This is a genomic window from Rhodoferax sp. (assembly GCF_018063565.1).
GTDB lineage: Bacteria > Pseudomonadota > Gammaproteobacteria > Burkholderiales > Burkholderiaceae_C > Rhodoferax.
In genome coordinates this window covers 19,588-35,139 of the sequence record NZ_JAGPBB010000002.1, presented here as the reverse complement: position 1 = coordinate 35,139, position 15,552 = coordinate 19,588, and the positions used below count along the sequence as shown (strand labels likewise).

Here is a 15,552-nt window from a genome sequence, read left to right as displayed (position 1 = left end):
CACTACCCGAGTCGGGCGCTCATCAGAATCCAGCCATCTTCACGATCGGCCACCGTCAATTGGCAATACGGTGCATACGCTTCAATCAGCTCCTGTTCCTGCCGATCCAGTATGCCCGCCAGCACCAGCTCACCCCCGTCAGCCACATGCCCGCACAGCAAGGGTGCCAGAACCTTTAGCGGACTGGCCAGAATGTTGGCCAGCACCAGCTCGTAAGCTCCACGGGCAAGTTCTGGCATTCCAGTACGAATCTTCACCCCGTTGGCTTGCGCATTCTGCACCGCCGAATCCAGCGCAGCGGGGTCAATATCCACAGCATCCACATCGATGGCACCCAACTTGGCAGCACCAATCGCCAAGATGCCTGAGCCACAGCCGTAATCCAGAACCCGCTCTGCGATAGCACCGGTGGGTTGGGCGCGGGCTTGCCCGGCGATCCAGCGCAGACACATGCGCGTGGTCGGATGAGTGCCAGTGCCAAATGCCAAACCTGGGTCCAACCGTATCACGACCGCCGCTTGTTCCGGTGGTTCATGCCAGCTTGGCACAATCCAGAAATCCGGGGTGATTTCAACCGGAGCAAATTGGGACTGCGTCAGACGCACCCAATCCTGTTCGGGAACCTCCTCAATCCCAAGGAACTCACACCCCGTGAACTGATCTTGTTGCCGCAACAGTGCATAAGCGTCGGTCGCCTGCGCCCGCTGGGCAAAAAGGGCCAATATCCGTGAGCGCTGCCAGCCGTCTTTGGGAGGCGGCATCCCGGGCTCGCCGAACAAGGCCTGTTCGGCATCGGTTTGCGCATCGGCGTCTTCGACGCTGACACTCAAGACATCCAGGGCATCCAGCGCATCACTGAGCCACTCCACCTGTTCCTCGGGACACATCAGGCGCAACTCGTACATACAGCCGCAAGCTCAGCGGGGGTGATCCGCCAGCCAGCCTTCCAGATAATGGATGTTGGTCCCTCCGGACATGAATTTGGCATCGATCATCAACTCCCGATGCAGCGCGATATTGGTGTTGATGCCTTCCACCACCGTTTCACCCAATGCGGTGCGCATCCGCGCCAGAGCCTGCTCGCGGGTGTCTCCGTGCACAATGATCTTGCCAATCATTGAGTCGTAATTGGGGGGGACAAAATAGTTGGTATAAACATGGGAATCCACCCGCACACCCGGTCCGCCTGGTGGATGCCACATGGTGATCCGCCCGGGCGAGGGAATGAACTTATACGGATCTTCCGCGTTCAGGCGGCATTCAATGGCATGCCCGCGAATCTGGATCTGCCGCTGGGTAAAGGGTAGCTTCTCCCCTGCTGCCACCATGATCTGGGTTTTGACGATATCAATCCCGGTGGTCATTTCAGTGACTGGATGCTCGACCTGAACCCGGGTGTTCATCTCGATGAAGTAAAACTCACCATCCTCATACAAGAACTCGAAGGTACCGGCACCACGGTAGCCAATTTTCTTGCACGCGGCGACACAACGGTCACCCACGCGATCAATGATCTTGCGCACGATGCCAGGTGCAGGAGCCTCTTCGATGATTTTTTGATGACGCCGCTGCATCGAACAATCACGTTCGCCCAAATACACCGCATTGCGGTACTTGTCGGCCAGAACCTGGATCTCGATGTGGCGCGGATTCTGGAGAAACTTCTCCATGTACACGGCAGGGTTGCCAAAGGCCGCGCCTGCCTCGTTCTTGGTCATCGCCACCGCGTTGATCAACGCCGCCTCGGTATGTACCACCCGCATCCCCCGCCCACCTCCGCCGCCAGCGGCCTTGATGATGACCGGATAACCGATGCTCTTGGCGATCCGTTTGATCTGTACCGGATCGTCCGGCAGTTCCCCTTCTGAACCCGGCACACAAGGCACACCCGCCTTGATCATGGCCTGTTTGGCGGAAACCTTGTCGCCCATGATGCGGATCGACTCTGGCGTAGGACCAATGAACTGAAAGCCACTGCGCTCAACCCGCTCGGCAAAGTCCGCGTTTTCGCTCAAAAAACCGTAGCCGGGATGGATCGCCTCCGCGTCCGTGACCTCGGCGGCTGAGATGATGGCGGGCATATTCAGATAGCTCAGACCCGATGCCGCCGGCCCGATACACACCGCTTCTTCTGCCAGCTTGATGTATTTGGCCTCGCGATCTGCCTCAGAGTAAACCATGACCGCCTTGACACCCAGTTCGCGACAAGCACGCTGGATACGCAGGGCAATCTCGCCACGGTTGGCAATCAGTATTTTCTTAAACATGGATATTGCCTGAGCTCATTCAATGATGAACAGGCCTTGGCCGTACTCAACAGCCTGGCCGTTCTCTGCCAGAATGCGTTTGATGGTGCCAGTTTTGTCTGCTTCGATCTCGTTGAGGATCTTCATGGCCTCGATGATGCAAATGGTGTCACCTTCCTTCACGGCGTCACCAACTTCCACAAAGGACTTGGCACCCGGTGAGGCCGAACGGTAGAACGTGCCAACCATCGGCGACTTGGTCAGGTGGCCGGACTCAGCGACCTCGGCTGCCGTTGCCCCGGGATCGACCACAACGGCGGGCGCTGCAACCGGGGCCGCAGCGGCCACAGGCGCATTGACCGGAGCATACATCACGGGTGCAATCGCTCCGCCTTTCACAATGCGCACCTTACCCTCAGCTTCGGTGATTTCCAGTTCCGACACGTTTGACTCTGATACCAGATCGATCAGGGTTTTAAGTTTTCTAAGGTCCATGGCGTCTCCAACGAACAGTAACAAAAACAGCTTAATTTATCTTAAAAAGCAGCAACTCTTAGCTAAATAGCCAAAAATCTTGACAGGGATGCGCATTCTACTCGCCCGAAAAATACCGGCCTAGCGCCCCGGCAAGTCACTCCAGGCCGTTAGATCGGCGGGATTGAGACGACCCATTTTACGGTGCTGCACCCCGCCTGCGCGCCCTAGAACCACCGTGTAAGGCAAACCGCCGCTGAGATTTCCCAGTGAACGGCTCAATTCAACACCCGCAAAGCCTGCCAGGGCCACCGGGAAGGCCAACGGGGAATGCTGCAGGAACCTTTTCACTGGTATCGCTTGATCAACGGCCAACCCCAGCACTTGCCAACCCTTTTCACGATTTTCCTGAAAAAAAGCGTTCAATAACGGAAGTTCCTCAACGCAAGGCGGGCACCAAGTGGCCCAGAAGTTCAAAATCAGTGACTCCCCCTGAAATCTGGACATCGGCAAAAGGTTTCCATCGATCTGCTCAAATTTTTGTTGCCAAAGGGATTGCTCCACCTCGGTCAGCGCACGCGCCTGTTGCTGTTGGCGGCGCAACACCAGGCCAGCGCCAACTGAAGCCACGGCCACACCCACCCCCGCCGCCAGCCAGGCACGGCGGGACGACGGCGCGTACGCCCCGCTCATGCCAACTCCCCTGCCAGCAAACGCTGCAACGCGTGCACATCACCTCGCGCCGCTCGCCCATTGGCGCCCGGCTTCAACGCGCCACGTACATCGTCGTGGTCATGAATCATCAGATGCACGCCAACCTCCTCCTGAAAATCAGTACAAAAAACATGCAGACTCAAGGTCGGCACCGGTTCGCCACGAAAACCGTTGACACTGCGCGCCTGATATTTGACACCTTGGTCGATCAAGGCAATTTCCGCCGCTTTGCTGTCATCACAAAACAGCTGCAGGTAAATATCGGAGCGCCGGGTTGCCGTGCCCTGCCAGACAGCCCCACTCAAATGGGGCCTGAATTCCGTCAATCGCTGCATCCAGATCTGAGCCAGCCTGCGCAGGGCAAGCAACTCTGCGGGCTGGGTATGGGCGCAAAAAACCGCAATATAGTCGCGCACAGCCGCTTCCAGCTCATCATTGCCAGGCAGTGCGGTGCGACCGCGCGTACCCAGCATTTTCGCCGCGCGCCGCTTGGCCGGCCCGTATTCGAGCCCTTCCTCAACAACAAGTTGTGCCGCCATGGCGGCATGTTTCGCAGAGCTGTGGTGCATTCCCGGCGCATTTTGCCTTGCTTTCGCCAGTCCGGCTCGAGGATGGAGTGAGCGCCCCTTCCGCCGATGACACCTAAAATCGGGCACATGCATCTTCACATTCTTGGTATTTGCGGCACCTTCATGGGTGGTCTGGCCGCTTTGGCGCGCGAAGCGGGCCACAAGGTTACTGGCTGCGACGCGGGCGTCTACCCACCAATGAGTGAGCAGTTGCGCGCGCTCGGCATTGACCTGGTCGAAGGTTACAGTGCCAACCAACTGTCGTTCAAACCCGATATTTTTGTGATCGGAAATGTGATCAGTCGCGCCCGATTGGCAGACGGAAGCGCCCGATACCCGCTCATGGAGGCCATTCTGGACGCCGGTTTACCCTATACCAGTGGTCCTCAATGGCTGGAGGAGCACATTCTGCGCGGCCGCCACGTGATCGCCGTGGCGGGCACTCACGGTAAAACCACAACCACCGCCATGACCAGCTGGATTCTTGAGTCTGCCGGCCTTGCGCCCGGATTTCTGGTCGGTGGGGTGCCGCTCAACTTTGGCGTTTCCGCCAGACTCGGGCAACAGAAAACTTTTGTCATTGAAGCCGACGAGTACGACACTGCGTTTTTCGACAAACGCAGCAAGTTTGTCCATTACCGGCCACGCACCGCCGTGCTGAACAATCTCGAATTTGATCACGCTGATATTTTTGACACCCTGGCCGACATTGAGCGCCAGTTCCATCACCTGATACGCACGGTGCCCGCCTGCGGGCGAGTCATTGTGAACGACCTCGAAGAGAGCCTGGTGCGGGTATTGAACAAAGGTTGCTGGAGCGAGCAACGCAGCTTTGGCACAACCGTCTCTGACTTCAACGCGGCAGGTGAAGCTGATGACTTTGAAGTCATCCATCAGGGTGATGGCGTAGGACGGGTTCAATGGTCACTGAGTGGTACCCACAATCAGCTCAACGCGCTGGCCGCCATTGCCGCAGCGCAGCATGTGGGCGTCCTGCCGGCCGATGCCTGCGCGGCATTGGCACGATTTGAAAACGTCAAACGGCGCATGGAGGTGCGTGGTCGCGTCAAGACCGATGCGGGCGAAATCACCGTGTACGACGATTTTGCACACCACCCCACAGCGATGCGCACCACGCTGGATGGTCTGCGACACACGCTGGGCCCACAGCAACGCATCCTGGCGGTGTTCGAGCCACGCTCCAACACCATGAAGCTGGGCACCATGAAATCACAGTTGCCGTGGAGTCTGGCGTCAGCGGATCTGGCGTTTTGCCATAGCGGCGGTCTGGGATGGGACGTGGCCTCGGCGCTGGAACCCATGGGCAGCAAAGTGACGGTTCATGAAAACATCGAGACGCTGGCGGCACACATCGGCCGCTGTGCACGTCCCGGTGATCACATTGTTTGCATGAGCAATGGCGGCTTTGGCGGAATGCCCGCCAAGTTGCTTGAAATAATTCAAAAACGATAGCTGTAAAACCTTATGGATATTGCGCTAGACTTCATTTTTTTCATGAAGTCTACACTCGCAGACCGAAGCAAAGATCCTGCCTCACCGGGTGATGGCACGCCGCGCGAGCACCGCTTGTGATAACAGATCGAGCAGCGGTAGCGAGTCGTCCCAACCCAGACAGGCGTCGGTGATGCTTTTGCCATATTCAAGCTTGTCCGCCTTGTCTTTGCCCGGCGTGAATTTTTGTGCTCCTGCCTGCAGGTGACTTTCCAGCATGACACCAAACACCTGACGCGAACCACTGGCAATCTGAGTGCTGATGTCCGCGGCCACCTCGCGCTGCTTTTCATGTTGCTTGCTGCTATTGGCATGGCTGCAATCGACCATCAGGGTTTGCGGAAGTTTTGATTTTTCAAGTTCGGCACAGGCTGCGGCAACACTTGCCGCATCGTAATTGGGCGCTTTGCCACCACGCAAGATCACGTGACAGTCGCGGTTACCCTTGGTCTGCACGATGGCCACCTGCCCGTTTTTGTGCACCGACAAAAAGTGGTGCCCGCCGGCAGCGGCATGGATGGCATCGCTGGCAATGCGAATGTTGCCGTCGGTGCCATTCTTGAACCCGATCGGTGCCGACAGGCCCGAGGCGAGTTCACGGTGCACCTGACTCTCGGTGGTACGTGCGCCAATGGCGCCCCAGGCGATCAGATCGCCCAGATACTGCGGCGATATAACGTCCAGAAACTCACTGGCAGCAGGCAGGCCAAGACGGTTGATCTCGATGAGCAACTGGCGCGCCATGCGCAGACCCTCGTCAATGCGAAAACTTTCGTCCAGATAAGGATCGTTGATCAGGCCTTTCCAGCCCACGGTGGTACGCGGCTTTTCAAAGTACACCCGCATCACGATCTCCAGCGTGCCCGCGTACTTGTCGCGTTGTACCTTCAGACGACGGGCGTAGTCCATGGCAGCCGCCGGGTCATGGATCGAGCATGGCCCAATCACCAGCAACAGTCGGTCATCGCGTCCTGCCATGATGTCGTGAATGTTGCGGCGGGTCTGGCCGATCATCTTTTCGACCGCAGTACCCGCGATCGGAAAGAACCGGATCAGGTGTTCAGGTGGGGGTAACACAGTGATGTCCTTGATGCGCTCGTTGTCGGTCTGACCGGTACGGTCGGTGGCATGGGTATTGGTAGACCCTGACCAGTAATCCTGATCGACAGGTGCAACAGCTTTGGCATTCATGGCAAACATCCTTGCAAGTTAGGTTTCAAAAACACATAAAAAAACCGCCGGGGTGGCCGGCGGTTTTGGAGGAATCGGGTCGCTTGTTTTTAGCTACGTTCTACTCTCTCTACCGCCGCAGGCGCGTGAGAACCAGAAATAGCTAAAAAAGAAACAGGCCGAATTCATGGGGCACGAATGTAGCACAGTCCTCGGGCGGTCAGGTCTGGCGGTCTTCCAATCCTGCCCGTATGTCGAGCATGGCATTCAATGTTCATGCTGCCTCTCTCCCGATAGCAATATCTCCGCAATATCGTTTGAGTCGTTGAAAACCTGCGGCTCGACGCTGTCGCCGATCAATCGTCCAAACTTGTCTTTCATTCGTCCCGCAGTCAGAGCCAAATCGTATTCCTTGTTCACGAAAATTGTCTCGTTGCCTGTGGCATACCCGGCTGTGGTTTGACCAACAAGACGCGTTTTCGGGCGACCCAACAGCGCGACGGCCGTCGCTTCACATGCACTGCCGCAACCAGGCCCAATCCACGCAATGACATGCGCATTCGCACGGACACCGACGTGTGATGCGTCAGCGCTGACCTGGTGAAATCCCTGCTTGTCGCGCATCTTCACACTGTCATTGGTAATAAAAACCTGCACTTCTTCTTTTTGCCCGTTCACCCATGTGAACAACAGGCCAGCTGTGAACAGGGGAGCGATCGCACTGATCGTCAGTCCTGAGTCTCCACCGCCATTGTCACGCAGGTCAAGGATCCATTTTGTCCTGGAAGGCTGACTCAGAAGGCATTGGTTGGCCGCGCGCACGTAGGCTGTTTTCAACTTGTGCGCGAGGGTCGATGTGGCCGGAAGGACTAATTTCCAAGTGCCTTGTCCAACAGCAGAGCATGAGGGCAGCACACCTGCTGTCCCTTTTTCCTTGAATATCGCCTCGGCTCCGGATGCACGCTGTTCCTTGGTGACCAAGAAAGTATGCTTACTTCCTGGCAGATTGTTTTTTACATATGTCAAAGCACCAGGGACAGGATCAAAATCCCCAGGAGCTGCCATTGCGGCTTTGGTGTGCATGCGAAGATCGTCCCAGTTGACTTCCTCGGTTCGATAGTAAAGATCTTTCATCTTCACGATCAATCGCGACATCCGAACCCATGATTTTGGCTGAATCGGTATGTTGTCGGCACTTCTGTAGACACGTAACTCCGAGATAACAGCCGGCGTGTTTTCACTGTAGACGGTTAGCGTGGCGCTGGAGGCATCGTAGGGCACCCATCCAGCAGACTCGCAGTACGCGGGACCTTTCCTTCGGGAACATATCGTGTCCAGAGAACTCGATGTCAGGTTCGCATCCTTAAAGGCCTGCATTGTGAGTTTTGTATATACCGATGCGTCATCAACATGACCAGTCACCTTGATCCACCGCCCCTGAAATTCATCAATGTTCAGGGCGACTTTCTTGAGAGAGGTGTGCGTCAAAGTGACAGTCTCGACCGCATCTTCATTACCAATGTTGGTTGATATCAACTGCCAATCGGCAGAAGTACCAGATACTGCAAAGCCAATGGAGCCAGCAAATCCGAGTGCACAAATGTTCGGGAGTTGAATCTGCTTGAACGCTGACTTTGCGATCCGTCGAAGGGCGTTATGTGGCTGCCAACAACTGGCGTTTGACACAGCAGCGGATGGTCCCTCCACGGTTCTGGGTGGATTCATGGCCAACATCAAATCAAAAGGGGAGCACCATTGGGCATCCGCTCCCGCTGCACAGACGACACAAGGTGTCAACCCCAAAACCCGATCACTGCCATTTCAAACGCCCTCCAGGCAGGGTGATTGGGTCAAGCCGTACCGCCCACGGTCAACCCGTCGATCCGCAGCGTGGGTTGCCCCACACCCACTGGCACACTCTGCCCTTCTTTGCCACAACTGCCCACGCCGCTGTCAAGTTGCATGTCGTTGCCAATCAGGCGCACACGCTTGAGGCACTCCGGGCCACTGCCCACCAGCGTCGCTCCCTTGACGGGATAAAGGACTTTGCCGTTCTCCACCCAATACGCAACGCTGGCCGAAAACACAAACTTGCCGGAAGTGATGTCCACCTGCCCGCCACCAAAATTGGTCGCATACAGTCCCTTTTTCATGCTCGCCACGATCTCCTCGGGACTTTTGTCACCGCCAAGCATGTAGGTGTTGGTCATACGGGGCAGCGGTACATGGGCATAACTTTCCCGCCGACCATTGCCGGTCGGCTTGACGCCCATCAGGCGGGCGTTCATCCCATCCTGAATATAGGCCTTCAGGATGCCATCCTCAATCAGCACATTGCGGGCGCTGGCATTGCCCTCGTCATCCACATTGAGCGAGCCGCGGCGTTCAGCGATTGTTCCATCGTCCAAAACCGTCACACCTCTGGCGGCAACCCGTTGCCCGATTCGGCCACTGAAAGCGCTTGACCCCTTGCGGTTGAAGTCACCCTCCAGCCCATGCCCAATCGCCTCGTGCAGCAAAATACCTGGCCATCCCGGCCCAAGCACCACGCTCATCTCCCCGGCCGGTGCCGGGCGGGCTGCCAGATTGGTGAGTGCAGCGTCCACGGCTTCATTCACGTACTGGCGGATCAGCACGTCGTCAAAATGGGCAAAACCAAAGCGCCCTCCACCTCCGGCTGAGCCGGCTTCGCGCCGTCCTTTCTGCTCCACAAACACGGTCACACTGAGCCGGACCAGCGGGCGAACATCGGCCGCCAGCACACCATCGGCCCGTGCAATCAGGACCACGTCATACTCAGCGGCAAGACCCGCCATCACCTGCACCACGCGCGGGTCTCTGGCCCGGGCAAGCTGCTCCACCTGCTCCAGCAAACGCACCTTGGAGGCGCTATCCAGACTGCCGATCGGGTCCTCGCCTTTGTATAAAGTCCGCGTACTTGCGATCTTCCTGGAAGCAACTTGCACTTTCTGTGCCTGCGCCGCAGCACCAATCGTTCGCACCGTCCGAGCGGCATCCAGCAGCGATGCCTCAGAAATGTCGTCCGAATAGGCGAAAGCAGTGCGCTCACCGCTGACCGCACGCACACCCATCCCCTGGTCAATCGAGAACGAGCCGGTCTTGACAATCCCCTCCTCCAGGCTCCATCCCTCACTGCGGGTGTACTGGAAATACAGGTCCGCCTCATCGACCTGATGGGTCTTGATGTTGGCAAGGGCCCGTCGCAAATGGACCTCATCCAGCCCGAAAGGTGTCAGCAGTAGGGACTTGGCAACCGCCAGGCGTTCGATGGTGGGTTCGCGTGAAATCATGCGCCTGATTCTAGGACTTGCGCCAAAACTCAGGACTGCACCAGCCGCTTGGACTTGGCCACCGACATCAGGATGCCCAGACCCAGCCCCAAGGTCACCATCGCGGTGCCGCCATAACTGATAAAGGGCAGTGGCACCCCGACCACCGGCAAGATGCCGCTGACCATGCCCATATTGACAAAGGCGTAACAAAAGAAAATCATCGCCATAGCAGCTGCCAGCAAGCGTGTGAAAACCGTGGGGGCCTCCAGCGCAATCACCAAAGCCCTGAGCACCAAAAAGAAAAACGTCGCAATCAGCAGCAGGTTGCCAAACAGGCCAAACTCTTCTGAATAGGCGGCAAAAATGAAATCGGTGGTCCGTTCGGGGATGAATTCCAGGTGTGTTTGCGTCCCCTGCATGAACCCCTTGCCCCAAAAACCGCCAGAGCCAATGGCGATCATGCCCTGGATGATGTGAAAGCCCTTTCCCAATGGGTCGCGGGTCGGGTCCAACAAAGTACACACCCGTTGCTGCTGGTAGTCGCGCAGCAAGGGCCAGTCGACCCCTTTGGCACACAACTCCGGCTCATACAGCACCAGCAGCGCGATCCCGATGGCCCCCAGCAGCAGCGGTGGCGCCACCAATTTCCAGCTCAGTCCGGCAAAATAAATGACGGACAGCCCGGCCGCCAAAACCAGCAGGGCAGTACCCAGATCCGGCTGCTTCATGATCAGGCCAACCGGCAGCGCCAGCAAAACCCCCGCCACCAAAAAATCCAGCATCCGCAGTTGACCTTCACGCTTCTGGAACCACCAGGCCAACATCAGCGGCATGGCAATCTTGAGAATCTCGCTGGGCTGGATGGTGACACCCACACTGAGCCAGCGGCGGGCTCCTTTCTTGCTGACGCCAAAAATGGCGACCGCAATCAGCAGGGTCATACCCACTGCGTACAAGGGCACAGCCATGGTCATCAGGCGCTGTGGTGGAATCTGCGCCACCACAAACATGATGCCTCCCGCAATCAGCATGTTGCGACCGTGATCCTCGAAGCGACTGCCGTGGTCAAAGCCGGAGGAGTACATCACCATCAGGCCCGCACATGCCAGAACAAACACGGCAAAGGCCAACGGTCCGTCAAAACCCGAAAACCAGGGCGACAGCCGGCGCAGCAAGGAAGGACGATCAAAAACCCTGGACATGGGGCGCGATTATCGTCAAGCCGGGTGGCTGCCGGTCATGGTGCAATGCGCAGCGGAATCGTCACCGGGCCGTCGTTGACCAGATGCACCTGCATGTCGGCACCAAACTCCCCGGTCTGCACCTGGTCATGCTGCTGGCGCGCCAGCGCCACGAAGTCCATGTAAAGTTGTTGCCCCAGACCAGGATCAGCCGCGCCAGTAAACCCTGGCCGGTTACCGCGCGTGGTATCCGCTGCCAGCGTGAACTGGCTGACGATCAGCAGACCACCCGCCTGGCCCTGCCCGTCCATGTCCTGCAGACTGTGGTTCATTTTGCCGTTGGCATCGGCAAAGACGCGCAACCTGAGGATTTTTGCCAACATGCGTTCACCATGGCCAGGTGTGTCCCCCGGCTCGGCACACAGCAGCACCAGCAAACCGGCACCGATGCTCCCGCAAACCTGGCCGGCAATCTCGACGTGCGCTTGCTTGACGCGTTGCAGCAGGGCCATCATGAGCGCCATCCCCCCAACCACCCGCCAGGCGCTGTCGCACCCCCCACATCGCAAAAACTGAAGTGCATAATCAATCCAAAAATCTATTCGTTGAACACCCAACAAAAAAATGAAACTTCGGCTTGGTCGCCAGTTGCCGTCTGGAACGGCTGTTTCCTGGAGCCTGCTTATTGTCGGCGTGGCCATGTCGCTGGCGGCTGCTTTCTACCTTGATTACCGGTTCAAGTCGCAAGCCAACACCCAGTTCCAGCGTGCCAATCAACGCCTCGTCGACGAAATTGTGCGCCGATTGAAACATCCGGTCTCGGGACTTGGTGGTTTGCGCGGTTTCTATATTGCCAGCGAGAGTGTCTCTCGCAGCGAATTTACCGATTACGTCTTTTCACGCGATTTGCCCAATGAATTCCCCGGGGTGAGAGGCTTGGGTTTTGTGGAGCGGGTTGAGCGCGAGCAAATCGACGCGTTCCTGGCGCGCGAGCGGGCCGACGATTCGCCTGACTTTGCACTGCGCAGCCTGGGTAACGATCAGCATCCGACCCTGTACGTGGTCAAGGTGATTGAACCAGCGATCGACAACGGCGGCGTCCTCGGGCTGGATCTGGGGTCCGAAGCCACGCGACGCGCTGCCATAGAACTCGCTGTGGACAGTGCGGAACCAACGATGACGGCGCCGCTGCGACTGGTACAGGACCGCGGGGAGTCTGCAGGTGTCATCATCTACATGCCGCTTTACAAAAAAGTGGCCCGCCTGAATTCGGCACTGGAGCGACGGGACGCTTTGCTTGGCCTGCTCTCGGCACCCATGGTTGTGGCAGAGCTGTTTAAGGGACTGGATGAAGCAACCGGCTTCGCACTGCATATGTCACTGACCGATACCGGTATCAATGAGCCGTCCGATGCGCTGCTTCACACCAACCAGTTGGAGGGCTCACGCCGGTTTCATGCAAGGCAGACCATCAACGTATTGGGTCGTCAACTTCTGCTGACAACGGACAGCAGTGCCTTTTTTGAGGCCGAAGTCAGCAGTGATGTGCCCTGGCTGACCGGCCTGTTCGGCTGCCTCACCAGCATGCTGCTGGCCTTGCTGTTGCAACAGCAGTCCAGCGCACGCCGAAAGGCAGAGCAACTGGCACGCCACATGACAGCCGACCTCAAGCGACTGGCGCTGGTGGCACAGAACACCTCCAATGCCGTGGTCATTACCGATACGGCCAGACACATCACCTGGGTGAACCCGGCCTTTGAGCGGATCTCGGGTTACAGCCTCGCGGAAGTGATCGGCAGATCCCCGGCGCTGCTGCAAACTGATCAAACCGACCAGAACACAGTACGCCAAATACGTCACGCACTGGACCATCAGCAGGCCTTCACCTGCAAAATCCTCAACCGCAGCAAACTGGGGCACGACTACTGGCTGGCCATTGAAATCCAGCCAATGCGCGACGATGGCGGTGAACTGAGCGGTTTCATGGCCATTCAGTCCGATATCACCGAGAGCCTGCGTGCCCAGTCACTGCTGGAAGCAGCCCAGCGCGACAACGATGCGCTGCTCAGCACGCTGGACTTGCTGGGTATCGTGTCGACCGCCGACAGCCGCGGAAGCATTCTGGACGTGAATGACGCCTTTTGCCGCATCAGCGGCTTTGACAAGAGCGAGTTGATCGGGCAGAACCACCACCTGTTGAGATCGGGCGTTCACAACCAGGCGTTCTGGGCCGACATGTGGCGCGAGATTTCCTCTGGCCTGCCCTGGCGTGGCGAGATTTGCAATCGCGCCAAGGACGGTCGCCTGTTTTGGGCTGACACCTTCATTGCCCCCTTCATTGGTGACGACGGTGCCATTGTCAAGTTTGTGGCGATCCGCATCGACATTACTGACAAGAAACAGGCAGAACAGGCGTTGCGCTGGAATCAGTCGCTGCTGCAACAGATGTCGAACTCGTCGCCGCTGGGCTTTCTGGTGGTGGACGGGCGTGACGATCGCATCCTCTATTTCAACCACCGCTTCTGCGAGATCTGGGGCATCAGCCACCTGGCGAACGACATGCAAAGCGGCAAACTCAAGAACTCCGACACCACACTGTATTACCTGCAAGGGATTGAAGATGCCGACGCCTACGTCGCCTCATGCCTGCCGCTGCAGGATATCAACGCCCGCGTGGTGCTGGAAGACGAAGTCAGACTACTTGGCGGACGCATCATAAGGCGCTACACGACCCAGATTCGCGACGAGAACGATCAGTACTTTGGACGCTTTTACCTGTTTGAGGACATCAGCGAACGTCGGCGTATCGAAGATCTGGCGCAGCGCAACGCTGAACTGTTGCAGGGCTCAATCGATGCGGTTGACGAAGCATTCGTGCTGTTCGATGATCAGGACCGGCTGGCCATGTTCAACCAGCCTTACCGTGACCTCTACCCGCTGGCGCAGGACATCCTGCAAGTCGGCAATAGTTTTGAACAAATCATCCGCTATGCAGCGCAACACAGCCAGTTTGCACAAGTTGACAGCGCCAATGACAGCGAGATCGAAAAATGGGTAAGTGAACGCTTGGCCCAGCACCGCCAAACACAGTCCCACCTGACACAAAAACTCAGTGACGGACGCACGCTGCGCATTGTCGAGCGTCGTATGCCCAATGGATATACCGTCGGGTTTAGGGTGGACATCACGGAACTGGTGCAGGCCACCGAGGCCGCTCAGGACGCATCACGCTCCAAGAGCCAGTTCCTCGCCAATATGAGCCACGAAATCCGCACGCCCATGAACGCCGTGTTGGGCATGCTGACCCTGCTCGGCAAAACCGAGTTGACGCCGCGTCAGGCCGACTATGCCGCCAAGAGCGAGTCGGCGGCTCGCTCACTGCTGGGCTTGCTCGACGATATCCTGGACCTGTCCAAAGCGGAAGCCGGGCGCATGACGCTGGACTTGCAGCCGTTCGTGCTGGGTCAACTGGTGGACGATCTGAGTGTCATCGTGCACGCCTACATCGGCTCCAAACCGGTCGACATGCGGCTTGATCTGGCAACGGGGCTGCCCCAGCGATTGGTCGGCGACGCCATGCGCCTGCGGCAAATTCTGGTCAATTTGTGTGGCAATGCGGTCAAATTCACCGAGCGCGGCACGGTGAGCCTGTCCATCCAATGCCTGGATCTGGACAGCCACCGGGCACGCCTTCAGTTTGCCGTGCAAGACGAGGGCATTGGCATTGCGCCGGAGAACCAGTCCCGGATTTTCAGTGGTTTCACACAAGCCGAAGCCTCCACCAGCCGGCGCTACGGCGGCACCGGTTTGGGCCTGGCCATCAGCCAGCGCCTGATCGAGATGATGGGTGGCAAACTCGAATTGCAAAGTGCCCTCGGGCAGGGGAGCCGCTTTTACTTTACCCTGGCGTTGGATCTGGCACCCGAGAGTCACCAAGCGGCGCCCGCGCCCGGCCCGGCATCAGCCTTGTCGGCACCCTTGCCCAGCAGCCTGGCGGGCATGCGGGTGCTGGTCGCCGAAGATAACTTTGTCAACCAGCAGATTGCCAGTGAACTGCTCACCGGAGAAGGTGCCGTGGTTGAACTTGCCAACCATGGACAGGAAGCACTGGACATGCTGCAAGCACCCGGCAGTCACTTTGATGTGGTGTTGATGGACATGCAAATGCCGGTGATGGATGGTTTGGCGGCCACACTGGCCATTCGGGCCCGCTGGAACGCCAGCGAGTTACCCGTGGTGGCAATGACCGCCAACGCCATGGACAGCGACCGCGAAGCCTGTCTGGCCGCCGGCATGAACGACCATGTGGGTAAACCCTTCAACATGGCCCATTTGGTACAGGTGCTGCTGCGGGTGACCGCACGTCACCCCGCATCGGCAGGCAAGGGCTAAG

General features: G+C 57.9%; 12 protein-coding genes. 2 read left to right on the top strand and 10 right to left on the bottom strand.

Annotated features, from left to right (window positions below):
- Positions 1-2 precede the first annotated feature (2 nt).
- The 5 genes from prmA to KBF66_RS00755 all read right to left on the bottom strand — a co-directional run bounded on the left by prmA (position 3) and on the right by KBF66_RS00755 (position 4,003).
- The gene (gene prmA / locus KBF66_RS00775) at positions 3-905 is read right to left on the bottom strand and encodes a 50S ribosomal protein L11 methyltransferase (RefSeq protein ID WP_296650495.1); all 903 of its coding nucleotides are present in this window, start codon (positions 903-905) and stop codon (positions 3-5) included.
- Positions 906-917: 12 nt separating this feature from the next.
- Complete coding sequence (gene accC / locus KBF66_RS00770; RefSeq protein ID WP_296650492.1) at positions 918-2,267, bottom strand: acetyl-CoA carboxylase biotin carboxylase subunit; 1,350 nt, start codon at positions 2,265-2,267, stop codon at positions 918-920.
- A gap of 15 nt (positions 2,268-2,282) precedes the next feature.
- On the bottom strand, positions 2,283-2,741 hold the full coding sequence (gene accB / locus KBF66_RS00765; RefSeq protein ID WP_296650489.1) for an acetyl-CoA carboxylase biotin carboxyl carrier protein: 459 nt from the start codon (positions 2,739-2,741) through the stop codon (positions 2,283-2,285).
- 120 nt (positions 2,742-2,861) lie between these two features.
- On the bottom strand, positions 2,862-3,413 hold the full coding sequence (locus tag KBF66_RS00760; protein WP_296650486.1) for a TlpA disulfide reductase family protein: 552 nt from the start codon (positions 3,411-3,413) through the stop codon (positions 2,862-2,864).
- A complete protein-coding gene (locus tag KBF66_RS00755; RefSeq protein ID WP_296650483.1) occupies positions 3,410-4,003 on the bottom strand; it encodes a hypothetical protein in 594 nt (197 codons plus the stop codon). Before KBF66_RS00755 ends, KBF66_RS00760 begins: the two co-directional genes overlap by 4 nt.
- 87 nt (positions 4,004-4,090) lie before the next feature.
- Between KBF66_RS00755 and mpl the strand changes: the two genes are divergently transcribed.
- Positions 4,091-5,476, top strand: coding sequence for a UDP-N-acetylmuramate:L-alanyl-gamma-D-glutamyl-meso-diaminopimelate ligase (gene mpl, locus KBF66_RS00750; protein ID WP_296650479.1), 1,386 nt, complete (start codon positions 4,091-4,093; stop codon positions 5,474-5,476).
- An 81-nt stretch (positions 5,477-5,557) separates the two neighbouring features.
- Here mpl and KBF66_RS00745 read toward each other — a convergent pair whose 3' ends face one another.
- The 5 genes from KBF66_RS00745 to dtd form a co-directional block, all read right to left on the bottom strand.
- Positions 5,558-6,706: a 3-deoxy-7-phosphoheptulonate synthase gene (locus KBF66_RS00745; protein ID WP_296650474.1), complete on the bottom strand. Its 1,149-nt coding sequence runs from the start codon at positions 6,704-6,706 to the stop codon at positions 5,558-5,560.
- 246 nt (positions 6,707-6,952) lie between these two features.
- Positions 6,953-8,410, bottom strand: a complete 1,458-nt coding sequence (locus KBF66_RS00740; RefSeq protein ID WP_296650468.1) for a S41 family peptidase — start codon at positions 8,408-8,410, stop codon at positions 6,953-6,955.
- 125 nt (positions 8,411-8,535) lie between these two features.
- On the bottom strand, positions 8,536-9,996 hold the full coding sequence (gene tldD, locus KBF66_RS00735) for a metalloprotease TldD (protein WP_296650464.1): 1,461 nt from the start codon (positions 9,994-9,996) through the stop codon (positions 8,536-8,538).
- Positions 9,997-10,025: 29 nt separating this feature from the next.
- On the bottom strand, positions 10,026-11,180 hold the full coding sequence (gene rodA, locus KBF66_RS00730) for a rod shape-determining protein RodA (RefSeq protein ID WP_296650458.1): 1,155 nt from the start codon (positions 11,178-11,180) through the stop codon (positions 10,026-10,028).
- A gap of 35 nt (positions 11,181-11,215) precedes the next feature.
- On the bottom strand, positions 11,216-11,674 hold the full coding sequence (gene dtd / locus KBF66_RS00725; RefSeq protein ID WP_296650454.1) for a D-aminoacyl-tRNA deacylase: 459 nt from the start codon (positions 11,672-11,674) through the stop codon (positions 11,216-11,218).
- A gap of 109 nt (positions 11,675-11,783) precedes the next feature.
- Here dtd and KBF66_RS00720 point away from each other — a divergent pair, with 109 nt between their 5' ends.
- Entirely contained in the window at positions 11,784-15,551 is a 3,768-nt protein-coding gene (locus tag KBF66_RS00720; RefSeq protein ID WP_296650451.1) for a CHASE domain-containing protein, read from the top strand.
- Position 15,552: the final 1 nt, after the last annotated feature.

What these genes read in the sequence shown, in the direction of transcription:
- prmA (WP_296650495.1), bottom strand. Translation starts at nt 905, where the DNA reads ATGTACGAGTTGCGCCTGATGTGTCCCGAGGAACAGGTGGAGTGGCTC.
- accC (WP_296650492.1), bottom strand. Translation starts at nt 2,267, where the DNA reads ATGTTTAAGAAAATACTGATTGCCAACCGTGGCGAGATTGCCCTGCGT.
- accB (WP_296650489.1), bottom strand. Translation starts at nt 2,741, where the DNA reads ATGGACCTTAGAAAACTTAAAACCCTGATCGATCTGGTATCAGAGTCA.
- KBF66_RS00760 (WP_296650486.1), bottom strand. Translation starts at nt 3,413, where the DNA reads ATGAGCGGGGCGTACGCGCCGTCGTCCCGCCGTGCCTGGCTGGCGGCG.
- KBF66_RS00755 (WP_296650483.1), bottom strand. Translation starts at nt 4,003, where the DNA reads ATGCACCACAGCTCTGCGAAACATGCCGCCATGGCGGCACAACTTGTT.
- mpl (WP_296650479.1), top strand. Translation starts at nt 4,091, where the DNA reads ATGCATCTTCACATTCTTGGTATTTGCGGCACCTTCATGGGTGGTCTG.
- KBF66_RS00745 (WP_296650474.1), bottom strand. Translation starts at nt 6,706, where the DNA reads ATGAATGCCAAAGCTGTTGCACCTGTCGATCAGGATTACTGGTCAGGG.
- KBF66_RS00740 (WP_296650468.1), bottom strand. Translation starts at nt 8,410, where the DNA reads ATGAATCCACCCAGAACCGTGGAGGGACCATCCGCTGCTGTGTCAAAC.
- tldD (WP_296650464.1), bottom strand. Translation starts at nt 9,996, where the DNA reads ATGATTTCACGCGAACCCACCATCGAACGCCTGGCGGTTGCCAAGTCC.
- rodA (WP_296650458.1), bottom strand. Translation starts at nt 11,180, where the DNA reads ATGTCCAGGGTTTTTGATCGTCCTTCCTTGCTGCGCCGGCTGTCGCCC.
- dtd (WP_296650454.1), bottom strand. Translation starts at nt 11,674, where the DNA reads ATGATGGCCCTGCTGCAACGCGTCAAGCAAGCGCACGTCGAGATTGCC.
- KBF66_RS00720 (WP_296650451.1), top strand. Translation starts at nt 11,784, where the DNA reads ATGAAACTTCGGCTTGGTCGCCAGTTGCCGTCTGGAACGGCTGTTTCC.